Source organism: Streptomyces sp. CB02959 (assembly GCF_002803155.1).
GTDB lineage: Bacteria > Actinomycetota > Actinomycetes > Streptomycetales > Streptomycetaceae > Streptomyces.
This window is the reverse complement of sequence record NZ_NNBP01000019.1, coordinates 140,075-152,646: the sequence shown is the minus strand read 5'-3', so window position 1 is coordinate 152,646 and position 12,572 is coordinate 140,075. Positions and strand designations below refer to the sequence as shown.

The 12,572-nt window shown below is 71.3% G+C and carries 14 protein-coding genes, 1 tRNA gene and 1 riboswitch; of the genes, 7 read left to right on the top strand and 8 right to left on the bottom strand.

Going from position 1 to position 12,572, the window contains the following annotated elements; translation table 11 throughout:
• Positions 1 to 12 precede the first annotated feature (12 nt).
• Positions 13 to 74, bottom strand: a riboswitch (guanidine-III (ykkC-III) riboswitch).
• Between the two features lie 55 nt (positions 75 to 129).
• Together CG747_RS28270 and CG747_RS28265 are read right to left on the bottom strand one after the other, a co-directional pair.
• The gene (locus CG747_RS28270; RefSeq protein WP_048828920.1) at positions 130 to 432 is read right to left on the bottom strand and encodes a co-chaperone GroES; all 303 of its coding nucleotides are present in this window, start codon (positions 430 to 432) and stop codon (positions 130 to 132) included.
• Between the two features lie 128 nt (positions 433 to 560).
• Positions 561 to 881, bottom strand: a complete 321-nt coding sequence (locus CG747_RS28265) for a DUF3618 domain-containing protein (RefSeq protein ID WP_100604667.1) — start codon at positions 879 to 881, stop codon at positions 561 to 563.
• Between the two features lie 268 nt (positions 882 to 1,149).
• Here CG747_RS28265 and bcp point away from each other — a divergent pair, with 268 nt between their 5' ends.
• Positions 1,150 to 1,617, top strand: coding sequence for a thioredoxin-dependent thiol peroxidase (gene bcp / locus CG747_RS28260; RefSeq protein ID WP_100604666.1), 468 nt, complete (start codon positions 1,150 to 1,152; stop codon positions 1,615 to 1,617).
• A 43-nt stretch (positions 1,618 to 1,660) separates the two neighbouring features.
• Here the strand turns inward: bcp and CG747_RS28255 are convergent, their stop codons facing one another.
• Together CG747_RS28255 and CG747_RS28250 are read right to left on the bottom strand one after the other, a co-directional pair.
• On the bottom strand, positions 1,661 to 2,938 hold the full coding sequence (locus CG747_RS28255; protein WP_100604665.1) for a sensor histidine kinase KdpD: 1,278 nt from the start codon (positions 2,936 to 2,938) through the stop codon (positions 1,661 to 1,663).
• The gene (locus tag CG747_RS28250) at positions 2,938 to 3,444 is read right to left on the bottom strand and encodes a hypothetical protein (RefSeq protein WP_100604664.1); all 507 of its coding nucleotides are present in this window, start codon (positions 3,442 to 3,444) and stop codon (positions 2,938 to 2,940) included. The genes CG747_RS28255 and CG747_RS28250 overlap by 1 nt, the downstream gene beginning before the upstream one ends.
• 452 nt (positions 3,445 to 3,896) lie before the next feature.
• Here CG747_RS28250 and CG747_RS28245 point away from each other — a divergent pair, with 452 nt between their 5' ends.
• The 4 genes from CG747_RS28245 (at position 3,897) to CG747_RS28230 (ending at position 7,020) form a co-directional block, all read left to right on the top strand.
• On the top strand, positions 3,897 to 5,438 hold the full coding sequence (locus CG747_RS28245; RefSeq protein WP_100604663.1) for an MFS transporter: 1,542 nt from the start codon (positions 3,897 to 3,899) through the stop codon (positions 5,436 to 5,438).
• A 115-nt stretch (positions 5,439 to 5,553) separates the two neighbouring features.
• On the top strand, positions 5,554 to 6,207 hold the full coding sequence (locus CG747_RS28240; RefSeq protein WP_100604662.1) for an HNH endonuclease signature motif containing protein: 654 nt from the start codon (positions 5,554 to 5,556) through the stop codon (positions 6,205 to 6,207).
• Positions 6,204 to 6,926 (top strand): HNH endonuclease, encoded by a 723-nt coding sequence (locus tag CG747_RS28235; RefSeq protein WP_100604661.1) that lies wholly within the window; start codon positions 6,204 to 6,206, stop codon positions 6,924 to 6,926. The genes CG747_RS28240 and CG747_RS28235 overlap by 4 nt, the downstream gene beginning before the upstream one ends.
• Positions 6,927 to 6,936: 10 nt before the next feature.
• Positions 6,937 to 7,020: transfer RNA gene (locus tag CG747_RS28230), tRNA-Leu, on the top strand.
• Between the two features lie 60 nt (positions 7,021 to 7,080).
• On the opposite strand, the gene rdgB is transcribed toward CG747_RS28230, so the two are convergent.
• From rdgB to CG747_RS28210, 4 genes are all read right to left on the bottom strand, one after another.
• Entirely contained in the window at positions 7,081 to 7,716 is a 636-nt protein-coding gene (gene rdgB, locus CG747_RS28225; RefSeq protein WP_100604660.1) for an RdgB/HAM1 family non-canonical purine NTP pyrophosphatase, read from the bottom strand.
• A gap of 9 nt (positions 7,717 to 7,725) precedes the next feature.
• Entirely contained in the window at positions 7,726 to 8,145 is a 420-nt protein-coding gene (locus CG747_RS28220) for a hypothetical protein (protein ID WP_100604659.1), read from the bottom strand.
• 226 nt (positions 8,146 to 8,371) lie between these two features.
• Positions 8,372 to 9,103 (bottom strand): ribonuclease PH, encoded by a 732-nt coding sequence (rph, locus tag CG747_RS28215; protein WP_100604658.1) that lies wholly within the window; start codon positions 9,101 to 9,103, stop codon positions 8,372 to 8,374.
• 94 nt (positions 9,104 to 9,197) lie between these two features.
• Positions 9,198 to 9,437, bottom strand: a complete 240-nt coding sequence (locus tag CG747_RS28210) for a glucose PTS transporter subunit EIIB (RefSeq protein WP_078487387.1) — start codon at positions 9,435 to 9,437, stop codon at positions 9,198 to 9,200.
• A 222-nt stretch (positions 9,438 to 9,659) separates the two neighbouring features.
• Between CG747_RS28210 and CG747_RS28205 the strand changes: the two genes are divergently transcribed.
• Together CG747_RS28205 and CG747_RS28200 are read left to right on the top strand one after the other, a co-directional pair.
• The gene (locus tag CG747_RS28205; protein ID WP_100604657.1) at positions 9,660 to 10,994 is read left to right on the top strand and encodes a PTS transporter subunit EIIC; all 1,335 of its coding nucleotides are present in this window, start codon (positions 9,660 to 9,662) and stop codon (positions 10,992 to 10,994) included.
• A gap of 269 nt (positions 10,995 to 11,263) precedes the next feature.
• Complete coding sequence (locus tag CG747_RS28200; RefSeq protein WP_100604656.1) at positions 11,264 to 12,529, top strand: PTS transporter subunit EIIC; 1,266 nt, start codon at positions 11,264 to 11,266, stop codon at positions 12,527 to 12,529.
• Positions 12,530 to 12,572 lie beyond the last annotated feature (43 nt).

Here is a 12,572-nt window from a genome sequence, read left to right as displayed (position 1 = left end):
GACTTCAACAGGGGTGCGTCGTCTTGTCGTGACCCGGTACGGCGCGTCTCGTCGGGTTGCCCCCGAGGCTAGCAAAAGGCTCCCCCGCAGGTGGTGACGCGGGTCACCGCCTGCGGGGGAGCCGATCGACTAGAGGTACAGGCCGGTCGCGTCCTCCGCGCCCTCCAGGCGCTCGGCGGCCACCGCGTGCAGATCGCGCTCGCGCATCAGCACGTACGCCACCCCGCGCACCTCGACCTCGGCCCGGTCCTCGGGGTCGTACAGCACCCGGTCGCCCACCTCGACGGTCCGGACGTTCTGCCCCACCGCGACCACCTCGGCCCAGGCCAGGCGGCGGCCGACCGCCGCGGTCGCGGGGATGACGATGCCGCCGGACGAGCGGCGCTCGCCTTCGGGGATGTCCGTCCGGACCAGCACGCGGTCGTGCAGCATCCGGATCGGCAGCTTGTCGTGGGTGTCCTTGGCGTTATTCGGGCTCACGGCACGACCGTACCTGCCCGGCGGCGACGATCATGCACCGCGGGCCGGTTCGGAAGGGCCGGACGGCCCCCGCGAGCGGGCTACTTGTGCCGCTTCCGGGAGCCCAGCGCCAGCAGGCCCACCACGGCCACGCCGATCACGGCCACCGGGATGATCCGCTCCAGGCGGGGCGCCCCGTCCTCGGACACCAACTGGCCGCGCACGTCCGAGACCAGGCGGTTGACGGCCACGTAGGCCCGCCCCGCCGTGCGGTCCACGGCCGCGGACGCCTTCGCCTTCGCATCGTCCATGATCGTCTTCGGGTGCAGTCGAACGCCGATCTCGTCGAGCGTCACGGCGAGATCCTGCCGCCTGCGGACGATGTCCGCCTCGATCTGCGCAGGGGTCCTGGCTTCCGACACCGCGCCGCCTCCGTCATCTCGTGCCGATGCGTACAAGGGCCGGACACGTTCCGGATCTGCCCCGTACGGAACCGGCCACCGCGATCAGCGGCCGATTCGTGAAGGACAGTCTGTCAGCTCGCACCGGCGGGCGCCCCACAGCACCCCCGTTTCGCGCCGCCGGAGCGCCCCCCACCGCCGGCCGGCGCATGCCGCGGCGGCCCGCTGGCCTAATGTCGGGGGCGTACCGCCCCACCCTCAGGACCCTGCAAGGAGACGGAGACCCACCATGAGCGAGCGACTCCAGCCCGGCGACACCGCGCCCGCCTTCACGCTCCCCGACGCCGACGGCAAGCAGGTCTCGCTCGCCGACCACAAGGGACGCAAGGTCATCGTCTACTTCTACCCGGCCGCACTGACCCCCGGCTGCACCAAGCAGGCCTGCGACTTCACCGACAACCTCGACTTCCTCGCCGGCCACGGCTACGACGTCATCGGCATCTCCCCCGACAAGCCGGAGAAGCTCGCGAAGTTCCGCGAGAAGGAGGAGCTCAAGGTCACCCTGCTCGGTGACCCGGACAAGGAGATCCTCACCGCCTACGGCGCCTTCGGAGAGAAGAAGCTCTACGGCAAGACGGTCACCGGAGTGATCCGCTCCACCGTCATCGTCGACGAGGACGGCAAGGTCGAGCGCGCGCTGTACAACGTCAAGGCCACCGGCCACGTCGCCAAGATCATCAAGGATCTGGCGCTGTAACACCGTTACAGCCGTCGGGCCGGCGGCGGACCGGGCCGTGCCCCTACGGCGCCGCCACCGCCTCCGGGACCGTCACCACGGCCCGGTCCGGCAGCTCCAGCACGGCCTCGGCGCCGCCGCCCTCGGCGGCGCCGAACTCCAGCCGCGCCCCCAGCACCTCCGCCTGCCCGGCCGCGATCGTCAACCCCAGGCCGTGCCCCGTACCGCGCTCCGGCGCCGCCGTACGGAACCGCCGCGGCCCCTCCGCACGCAGCTCCGCCGGATACCCCGGCCCGTGGTCCCGCACCACGATCCGCGCTCCGGAGACCACCACCTCGATCGGCGGCCGACCGTGCTTGGCCGCGTTCGCCAGCAGGTTCACCAGCACCCGCTCCACCCGCCGCCGGTCCGTCTCCACGATCCGCGGCTCGCCCTCGACCGTCACCGACACCGCGAGGTCGTCCACCCCGCGCTGCCGCGCCGCCCGCTTCACGATCCCCCGGACCAGCGACGGCAGCTCACAGGCGTCCAGATCGGCCCGCTCCACCCCCGCGTCCAGCCGCGACACCTCCAGCAGGTCCTCCACCAGCCGCCGCATCGCCTGCGCCCGGTCCCGCACCAGCTCCACCGCCCGCGGCTCCGGCAGCAGCTCGGCCGCCGCCACCAGACCCGCCACCGGCGTCCGCAGCTCGTGCGCCACATCCGCGGTGAACTCCCGCTCGGCCTCCACCCGCGCCGCCAACGACGTCGCCATGTGGTGCACACTGCGCCCCAACTCGGCCACCTCGTCCCGGCCGTTGCTGGACAGCGCCTCCGCGTCCGGCGGCTCCCCCGCCGCGATCCGCCGCGCCGCCGCCGCGCTGAGCCGCAGCCGCCGCGACAACCGCTGCGACACGAACCACGACACCACCGCCATCAGCACGACCGTGCCGCACCCGGCGATCAGCAGCGCCCGGTCCAGCGCCATCTGCGCCGGATCGTCGGCCGGATACGCCGCCGACACCGACAGCGAGCGCGTCGGCCGGTCGGCGTCCCCGCCGACCCCGGTCGCCGCCCACACCCGCGGGTCGTCGCCCCCGCTGAGATACGTCCCCGAACGGTTGTGGAACACCGCCTCGCGCAGCGGCGACGGCAGCGTCGCGTCGTCCAGCTGCGCACCCAGCGCCAGCGTCCCGTCCCGCTCGTAGACGAGCAGGGCCGCACTCAGCCGCTCATCCTGATAGGAGCGGGCCGACCGCTCCCGCTCGACGTCCGCGATGTGGTGCACGGCGAAGCCGAGCACCACCACGGCCAGCGCCGTCATACCCGAAATGGCCAGCGCGATCCGGCCTCGAATGCCCATCACGCGAGGTTGTACATCTCCGTCGTGTCACCGAGCGGCGTGGAGCCCTCGTAGGTCACTTCCAGGCCCGTGAAGGCCCGCGCACCGTCGACCTCCTTCGCACCGTAGAGCCGGAACGTCGCCCGGTACCCGGCGTCCGTGCCGACCCCCGCCGCGGTCTTCTCGACCTGCACCACGCCCCGGCCCTCGGCCTCGTCGGCGTCATAGCGGTCCCAGGTGATCGCGGTGGCCACCATCCCGGCGTCGGCGCAGGTCAGCGTGATCACCTGGGGCCTTATCTCCGGCTCCCCGATCCCGCAGTCACGGACGCCCGGGAGACCTTCGGTCGGCTGACCGTCCGACTTCACGTCCTGGACGGCCGAGGTCTTCGGCGCGGCGTCCACCGCCGACGCCCGGTCCGACGCCTGGCCGAACCACACCCCACCGGCCGCCAGCGCGGTCACCACGACAAAGGCCAGCAGGGCGGTGCGCCCGCGCCTCCAGCGGGCCCCTTCGCGGTCGGTCATCACACACTCCTCCCGGGGCACCTTCGCCCCGTCAACCCCACCAGCAAACACGACCGCCGCGGCAGCCCCGCACCGGCCCGGAACCCGGCCACGGCGCTCCGACACCACACGACGGCCGCCACGTCCCGCGCCGAAAGGGCACCCTTCGACGGGCCTGCGACAAAAAAGTGCGGTTTCGTCACCGCCACTCTCCTCTCCCCCCGACACAGGCTGATTGCCCGAATGCCGCGGTGAACGCTCGGCTCTGTACCAGTCGTGTAACAAGCCACCGCCGCACGACAACCCTCCACCCCGTCTGACGTGCGCCGTACGGACCGGCTCCAGGTGACATACCGCGCGTTCGCCGGCCACAGTGTTTTGACCCGCCCTCCAGCGTGCAGGCGCACCCGTCGTAGCCCCAACGCCCCGTCCGCGTACCCGAACGCGCGCCGACCGACCGGGAGGACCACCGCGTGCCGCACCTCAGTACCGAAGACAGCCACTCCGCGCCGGAGCCGGACCGGGAGGCACGCAGACGCCACTGGGCGCTCTTCCGCGCCATCGACCGACGCCGCAACCCGCGGCTCCGCCGCACCGACATCACCGTCACCGACGAACCGACCGTCCGCCGCGCGGTGAAGGCCGCCGCCCTCGGCAACGCCATGGAATGGTTCGACTTCGGGATCTACAGCTACCTGGCCCTCACCATCGGCAAGGTCTTCTTCCCCGGCGGCAGCGCCACCACCAGCCTGCTGTCCTCCTTCGCCACCTTCGCCGTGGCCTTCCTCGTACGGCCCCTGGGCGGCGCCTACTTCGGCCCCCTCGGCGACCGCATCGGGCGCAAGAAGGTGCTCGCCCTCACCATGATCATGATGGCGCTGGGCACCCTCTGCATCGGCCTCATCCCGTCCTACGCGGCCATCGGCCTGTGGTCCCCCGCCCTGCTCATCCTCTTCCGCATGATCCAGGGCTTCTCCACCGGCGGTGAATACGGCGGCGCCTCGACCTTCATCGCCGAATACGCCCCCGACAAGAAGCGCGGCTACTTCGGCAGCTTCCTGGAGATGGGCACCCTGATCGGCTACACGGGCGCCGCGGGAATCGTCCTCGTGCTCAACACCGTGCTGGGCCCGGACGCCATGCTCTCCTGGGGCTGGCGCGTGCCCTTCCTCATCGCCGGCCCCCTCGGCCTGGTCGGCCTCTACCTCCGCCTCCGGCTGGACGAGACCCCGGCCTTCCAGAAATTCGAGGCCGCGCAGAACCACGCCCCCGCCGACTCCCCCGCCCGGACCGAGGAGGAATCCCCGCAGTCCCCCGCCGGCACCGCGGGAAAGAAGCTGGGCGAAATCCTCACCGGGCACTGGCCCGCGCTCATCCTCTGCATCGCCCTGGTCGGCGCCTACAACATCACCGACTACATGCTCCTCTCCTACATGCCGACCTACCTCACGGACACCCTCAAATACAACGAGACCCACGGCCTGCTGATCCTGCTGGTCACCATGGTCGTCCTCACCTGCCTGCTCCCCACGGTCGGGAAACTCAACGACCGCTACGGCCGCAAACCCCTCCTCATGACCGGGATGCTCGGCTTCCTGATCCTCGCCATCCCGGCGTTCCTCCTGGTCAAACAGGGCTCCCTGCTCACCGTTTCGTGCGGCACGGCCCTCCTCGGCCTCTCCCTCCTGTGCCTCCTGGGCACCATGTCCGCGGCCCTGCCCGCCCTCTTCCCCACCAGCGTCCGCTACGGCTCCCTGTCCATCGGCTACAACCTCGCGGTCTCGCTGTTCGGCGGCACCACCCCCCTGGTCATCACCGCCCTCATGGACGCCTTCGACAAGAACGTGATGGTGCCCGCGTACTACACGATGGGCGCCGCCCTCGTCGGCGTCGTCGCCGTCGCCTGCATGAAGGAGACGGCGCAGCAGCCCCTGGAGGGCTCCCCGCCCTCGGTCGCCACCAAGGAAGAGGCCCTCGAACTGATCGCGTCCCAGAACCCGGAACCGCGCTTCTGACCGCTCGCCCGACCGGCTCCGGCGTGACCGCAGGCCCCTTCGCTCGTTCTCCAGTTCGGCAGTCGGGAGAACGCACGGAGGGGCCTGCGGCTCTCCTGCCCACGAAGGGGGAGGCATGCCGACGAGTCCGTACACCCGCGGGCGGCTGGAGGCCGCCGCGACGACGTCCAGGACGCTGTCCGAGGCGCTGGGAAAGCTGGGGGTCGACCCGCGCAGCGCCAAGCGGAACTACCTCAGGGAACGCATGAGGAAGCTGGGCGTCGACACCGCGCACTTCGAACGGGAGGGCACGAAGTGGACGCGGGAGGCACTCCGGACCGCGGTGGCGGACTCGACGAACATGTGCGAGGTCCTGCGCCACCTGGGACTTGAGGTGGTCGGCGGACACCACACGCACATCAGCCGCCGGGTCAGGGCTTACGGCATCGACACGTCGCACTTCACGCCGCCCGCCCGACGCGGCAGGCCATGGCACCCGCGGACGCCCGAGGGCCTCCTCGTCGAGCAGCCGGCCGCCCGGGCCCGCCGCGTTCCCGGCGACCGCCTCAAATGGGCCATGACCGCCTCGGGGATCCCCGAGCGCTGTGCGCGCTGCGGGACGGGAGCGGTCTGGCGCGGACGGCCGCTGCCGCTCGAAGTCGACCACGTCGACGGCAACTGGCGGGACAACCGCCTGGCCAACCTGCGGCTGCTGTGCCCCAACTGCCATGCGACGACGGACACCTACCGCGGACGGGGCAAGGGGCGCTCCGGAGGCGGCGCCGCATGAGCGGTGGTGTGCGCTACACCCGCGAGCGGTTGGCCGAAGCGGCCGCGCGGTGCTCCGACATCGACGAGGTCATCGCGTTCTTGGGCACGCAGCCGTACGGCAACCTCCGCCGCCATCTCTTCCGCCGGTTCGACCACTTCGGGATCGACGTCGCGCACCTGCCCCGTCAGCGGCGGGCCACCGGGGCGTCCGGGAAGCCGGCCGCGGACGAACTGCGCCGGGCGGTCGCGGGGGCGACGTCCATCGCCGGCGCCCTGCGCGCGCTCGGCAGGGAGCCGTACAACAGCCGGCTCCGCGCGCTGTTTTCCGTGTGGGTCGCCGAGGACGGCCTCGACACCTCGCACTTCCTGGGGCAGGCGCACCAGCGCGGCAAGCCGGGGGCGACTCCTCCCAAGCGTCCGGAGGACATCTTGATCAAGCACGAGGGCAGGCGCCGGACGCGTACCCTCCTCCTGCGTCGGGCGCTCCGCGAGGTCGGCACCCCCGAGGCGTGCGCCGCATGCGGCGTCGGCCCGGAATGGCTGGGGAAGCCCATGACCCTGGAGATCGACCACATCAACGGCGACTGGCACGACGACCGTAGGGAGAACCTTCGCTTGCTATGCCCCAACTGCCATGCGGTCACGGACACTTGGTGCCGGGGCGGCCACCCGGACGGCCGCAGCCGCAAGAGCCGCCGATCCGCACCCGCCACGTCGGTGACGGGGCCGGTACGATGACTGGGAGCTGGCGGCCGTGGCGGAATTGGCCTACGCGCAGCACTTAGGATGCTGTGGGAGAAATCCCTTGAGGGTTCGAGTCCCTCCGGCCGCACTCACAAATGGCCTGCGAATCGAAGGTTCGACGCGCAGGCCATTGTGCTGTCCGGACGCCTCAGCCCAACAACTCCCGCACCACCGGTGCCAGCGCGCGGAACGCCTTGCCGCGGTGGCTGATGGCGTTCTTCTCGGCGGGCGTCAGTTCGGCGCAGGTCCGGCCTTCGCCGTCGGGCTGGAGGACCGGGTCGTAGCCGAAGCCGCCGGTGCCGGCGGGGGTGCGGCGGAGGACGCCGTCGAGGGTGCCCTCGACGACCCGCTCGGTGCCGTCGGGCAGGGCGAGGGCCGCGGCGCAGGCGAAGTGCGCGGCGCGGTGTTCGTCGGCGATGTCGGAGAGCTGGGCGAGGAGCAGGTCGAGGTTGGCCTGGTCGTCGCCGTGCCGGCCGGCCCAGCGGGCGGAGAAGATGCCGGGGGCGCCGCCGAGGACGTCGACACAGAGGCCGGAGTCGTCGGCGACGGCCGGGTGGCCGGTGGCCTGGGCGAGGGCGTGCGCCTTGAGGAGGGCGTTCTCGGCGAAGGTGACGCCGGTCTCCTTGACGTCGGGGACCTCGGGATAGGCGTCGGCGCCGACGAGTTCGACGTCGAGGTCGGCCGCGGCGAGGATGGCGCGAAGCTCGGCGATCTTGCCGGTGTTGCGGGTGGCGAGGACGAGGCGGCGGTGGGCTGCGGGGCGGTCGCCGGTTTGTGACTCCATGGGACGCGATTATCCCTTGTCGCCCGGGGTGCAGGCGGTGGTGATCCGGTTCGCCGCCTGGCCGATGGGAGTGAGGTCGGGGGCCCGGTTGTCGTCGATGGCCTTGCGGGCGTCCTTGATGCCGGCGTTCATCGCGGCGACGGCCTTGGTGAGCTCGGGATCGTCGGTGGACGCGCCGAGCTCGCGCAGGTCGCTGTCGAGGGCGTCCAGGGCCTTGTCGGCTTCCTTGGGGTCGTCGAGGGCCTGGTCGGCGGCCTTGCGGAGGTGGTCGACGCCGTTGACGAGGGTGCCGGCGGTGTGGGCGCAGTCCACGGCCTTCTGGACGGCTCCGCAGGCGGCCAGCAGCGGGAGCGCGAGGGTGGCGGCGGCCAGTGCGGCGAGCGCGGTGGCGGCGGGACGGCGCGGGCGGAGGCGGTGGGGGCGGGCCATGGGGCGTTTCCTTCCCTCGGGGCGTACGGGGGACACGTACGGGTGCCGGGAGCGGTGGTGCGGCACGGCGGTGGCGTACGGCGGGCTCGGCACCGAGGGAAACGCAGGGCGGGGAAAGGGGGTTGCCCGGTGAGCGGGGGCGGGGGCGTGAATCGGCCGGCGGGCGGACGGGGAAGCGGGGCGGAGGGCTGTGTTCCGGCCCCGCTCCCCCGGTGGGCGCGTCCGGTCAGAGGGTGCGGGCCAGCGCTTCCTGCTGGGCGGCGTCGAGCGAGGTGCAGCCGGCGACGGCGAGGTCGAGCAGGGAGTTGAGTTCGTCGCGGGCGAAGGGCGCGGCTTCGGCGGTGCCCTGGACCTCGACGAAGCGGCCGTCGCCGGTGCAGACGACGTTCATGTCGGTCTCGGCGCGGACGTCCTCTTCGTAGCAGAGGTCGAGGAGCGGGATGCCGCCGACGATGCCGACGCTGACGGCGCTGACGGTGCCGGCGAGCGGGCGGCGGCCGTGCTTGATGAGCTTCTTGCCCTGGGCCCAGTTGATGGCGTCGGCGAGGGCGACGTAGGCGCCGGTGATGGCGGCGGTGCGGGTGCCGCCGTCGGCCTGGAGGACGTCGCAGTCCAGGACGACGGTGTTCTCGCCGAGGGCCTTGAAGTCGATGACGGCGCGCAGCGAGCGGCCGATCAGGCGGGAGATCTCGTGGGTGCGGCCGCCGATCTTGCCGCGGACGGACTCCCGGTCGCCGCGGGTGTTGGTGGAGCGGGGCAGCATCGCGTACTCGGCGGTGACCCAGCCCTCACCGGTGCCCTTGCGCCAGCGCGGTACGCCTTCGGTGACCGAGGCGGTGCAGAAGACCTTGGTGTCGCCGAAGGAGACGAGGACGGAGCCTTCGGCGTGCTTGCTCCAGCCGCGTTCGATGGTGACGGGGCGGAGCTGTTCGGGGGTGCGGCCGTCGATGCGAGACATGGCCCCGACCCTATCGGCTGTACGAAGGGCCTCGTCTCCGGTGCCGGGAACGCCGAGAAGGCCGGAGACGAGGCCCTGTGTCATGAGCGGTGGCTCACATCATGTCTTCGATCTCGGCGGCGATGGGGTCGGCGTCGGTGCCGATGACGACCTGGATGGCAGTGCCCATCTTGACGACGCCGTGGGCGCCGGCGGCCTTGAGGGCGGCCTCGTCGACGAGGGAGGCGTCGTTGACCTCGGTGCGGAGGCGGGTGATGCAGCCCTCGACCTCCTCGATGTTGTCGAGTCCGCCGAGCCCGGCGACGATCTTCTCAGCCTTGGTGGCCATGTCCACTCCTGCTTGTCTCGGCCGTCGGCGGTTCCGCCGCGCGGTTTTCACACGGTAACGCACGTTCAGCCCAGCTCCGTGGGCGTTTGTCCGTCACCTGGCGAAGGATGGCGATCATCGGAGCAGGCGTCCGGGACGCACCCCGATAAATGGTCTACACCACCAGTATGCGGCAAGCGGCGGGCCGGGCGCCGCCGGGCCGGCGCCGGGAGCGGGCGGAGGGCGCGGATGAGTTCGGACGCAGCGGGCGCGGCAGCGGGGAAGGGGGCGGCGAGGCCGGCCAAGAGCCGGGCGGCGGGCCTCTTCCAGGGGTTGCAGAAGATGGGCCGCAGCCTTCAGTTGCCGATCGCGGTGCTGCCGGCCGCGGGCATCCTCAACCGGCTCGGGCAGCCGGACGTCTTCGGCGACAAGGGCCTCGGCTGGAACGACGTCGCCAAGGTGTTCCTGGGGGCCGGCGGGGGGCTGCTGGATTCCGGGCTGGGGCTGCCGCTGCTGTTCAGCATCGGTGTGGCGATCGGGATGGCGAAGAAGGCGGACGGCTCGACGGCGCTGGCGGCGGTGGCCGGTTTCCTCGTCTACTACGCGGTGCTGCACCAGTTCCCGGTGCACTGCCCGCCGGGGCAGGCGTACACGCAGGCCGGACTGTGGAGCGGGGTGTGCGTCGACGCGAAGGGGAAGGCGACGCAGGCGACGTTCCAGAACCCGGGGGTCTTCGGCGGCATCGTGATGGGCTTCCTGTCGGCGTGGTTCTGGCAGCGGCTGCACCGGGTGAGGCTGGTGGACTGGCTGGGCTTCTTCAACGGGCGGCGGCTGGTGCCGATCGTGATGGCCTTCGTCGGGCTGGCGTTCGCGGTGGTCTGCCTGTGGGTGTGGCCGCCGATCGGTGACGCGCTGACGAGCTTCAGCCAGTGGCTGACGGCGCTGGGCTCGTGGGGTTCGGGGATCTTCGGGGTGGCGAACCGGGCGTTGCTGGTGGTGGGGCTGCACCAGTTCCTGAACACGTTCCTGTGGTTCCAGTTCGGGGACTTCACCAAGCCGGACGGGACGGTGGTGCACGGCGACATCAACCGGTTCCTGGCGGGCGATCCGACGGCGGGCCAGTTCACCACCGGATTCTTCCCGATCATGATGTTCGCGCTGCCGGCCGCGGCGCTGGCGATCGCGCACTGCGCCCGCCCGCACCGCCGCAAGGAGGTGGCGGGAATGATGCTGTCGGTCGGGCTGACCTCGTTCGTGACCGGGGTGACCGAGCCGGTGGAGTACTCGTTCCTGTTCATCGCGCCGGTGCTGTACGGGATCCACGCGGTGCTGACGGGTGTGTCGATGGCGGTGTGCTGGGCGCTGGGGGTGCACGACAGCTTCAGCTTCTCGGCGGGGCTGATCGACTACGTCATCAACTGGGGGCTGGCGACCAAACCGTGGCTGATCATTCCGATCGGGCTGGCGTTCGCGGCGGTCTACTACGCGCTCTTCCGCCTGGCGATCACCGCGTTCGACCTGCCGACGCCCGGCCGGGAGCCGGACGAGGTGGGGGACGCCATGGAGCGGGACAACGTCGCGTAGGCCGCGCTCCCGGGTCCGGCCGCGGCCGGGGCGGACACCCCGGTTCCGAACCCCGCCCCTCCCCTTCGCTTCGGCAGCCTTTGGGACCTTTTCGGCTGCCATGAACAGGTTCGTGTATTCCGCGGGTTCCTCGCACCGCCTCCCCCGTGCTACAACAGGTCTACACCACTCACGGGTGTAGACCATACGGCCGATCCGGCCGAGTCCCCCGAGACGTCGCCACCCCCCACCCCTTGACCCGGGCGGCGTCTTGCCCACTGGAGGAAGTTGTGTCCACGGCCAGTGCCGCTCCCGCGGCCGACAAGAAGAAGGGTTCCGGCGCGATGGCTGTCATGCAGCGCATCGGCCGCAGCCTCATGCTGCCGGTCGCCGTGCTGCCCGCAGCCGCCCTGCTTGTCCGCCTAGGCAACAGTGACATGCTCGGCCGGGAGTCGTTCCCGACGGTCATCACCAAGATCGCCGGCTATATGGCCGCCGGCGGCGGCGCGATCCTCGACAACATGCCGCTGCTGTTCGCCGTCGGCATCGCGATCGGCTACGCGAAGAAGTCGGACGGCTCGACCGCGCTGGCCGCGGTGACCGGTTACCTGGTCTTCCAGAAGGTGCTCGCCACCTTCACCGACAAGAACCTGCCGAAGGTCGCCGCGGTCGTCGACGGCAAGATCGTCATGAACGACGCACCGGTCAACGCCGGCGTCCTCGGCGGTGTCGTGATGGGACTCGTCGTGGCGCTGCTCTACCAGCGCTTCTACCGCAAGAAGCTGCCCGACTGGCTGGGCTTCTTCGGCGGCCGCCGGCTCGTCCCGATCCTGTCGGCCTTCGCCGGCCTGGCCATCGGCATCGTCTTCGGCCTCATCTGGCCGGTGCTCGGCACCGGGCTGCACAACTTCGGTCAGTGGCTGGTCGGTTCGGGCGCCGTGGGCGCGGGCATCTTCGGTGTCGCCAACCGCGCGCTGATCCCCGTCGGCATGCACCACCTGCTGAACTCCTTCCCGTGGCTCCAGGCGGGCGACTACCACGGCAAGCACGGCGACATCGCGCGCTTCCTCGCCGGCGACCCCTCCGCCGGGCAGTTCATGACCGGGTTCTTCCCGATCATGATGTTCGCCCTGCCGGCCGCCTGCCTCGCGATCGTCCACTGCGCGCGCCCCGAGCGCCGCAAGGTCGTCGGCGGCATGATGCTCTCGCTCGCGCTCACCGCGTTCGTCACCGGTGTGACCGAGCCGATCGAGTTCACCTTCATGTTCATCGCGCCGGTCCTGTACGCGATCCACGCCGTGCTCACCGGCGTCTCGATGGCGCTGACCTGGGCGCTGGGAATGAAGGACGGCTTCGGCTTCTCGGCCGGCGCGATCGACTACCTCCTCAACCTGGGCATCGCGTCCAACCCGTGGGGCCTCGCCCTGGTGGGCCTGTGCTTCGCGGTGCTCTACTACGTGGTCTTCCGCTTCGCCATCACCAAGTTCGACCTCCCCACGCCGGGCCGCGAGTCCGACGAGGAACTGGCGGAGCTGCAGAAGGCCGAGGCCAAGTAGGCCGCACCGGCAGCGCCACCGACCGGGCCCCCCGTCCATGGAG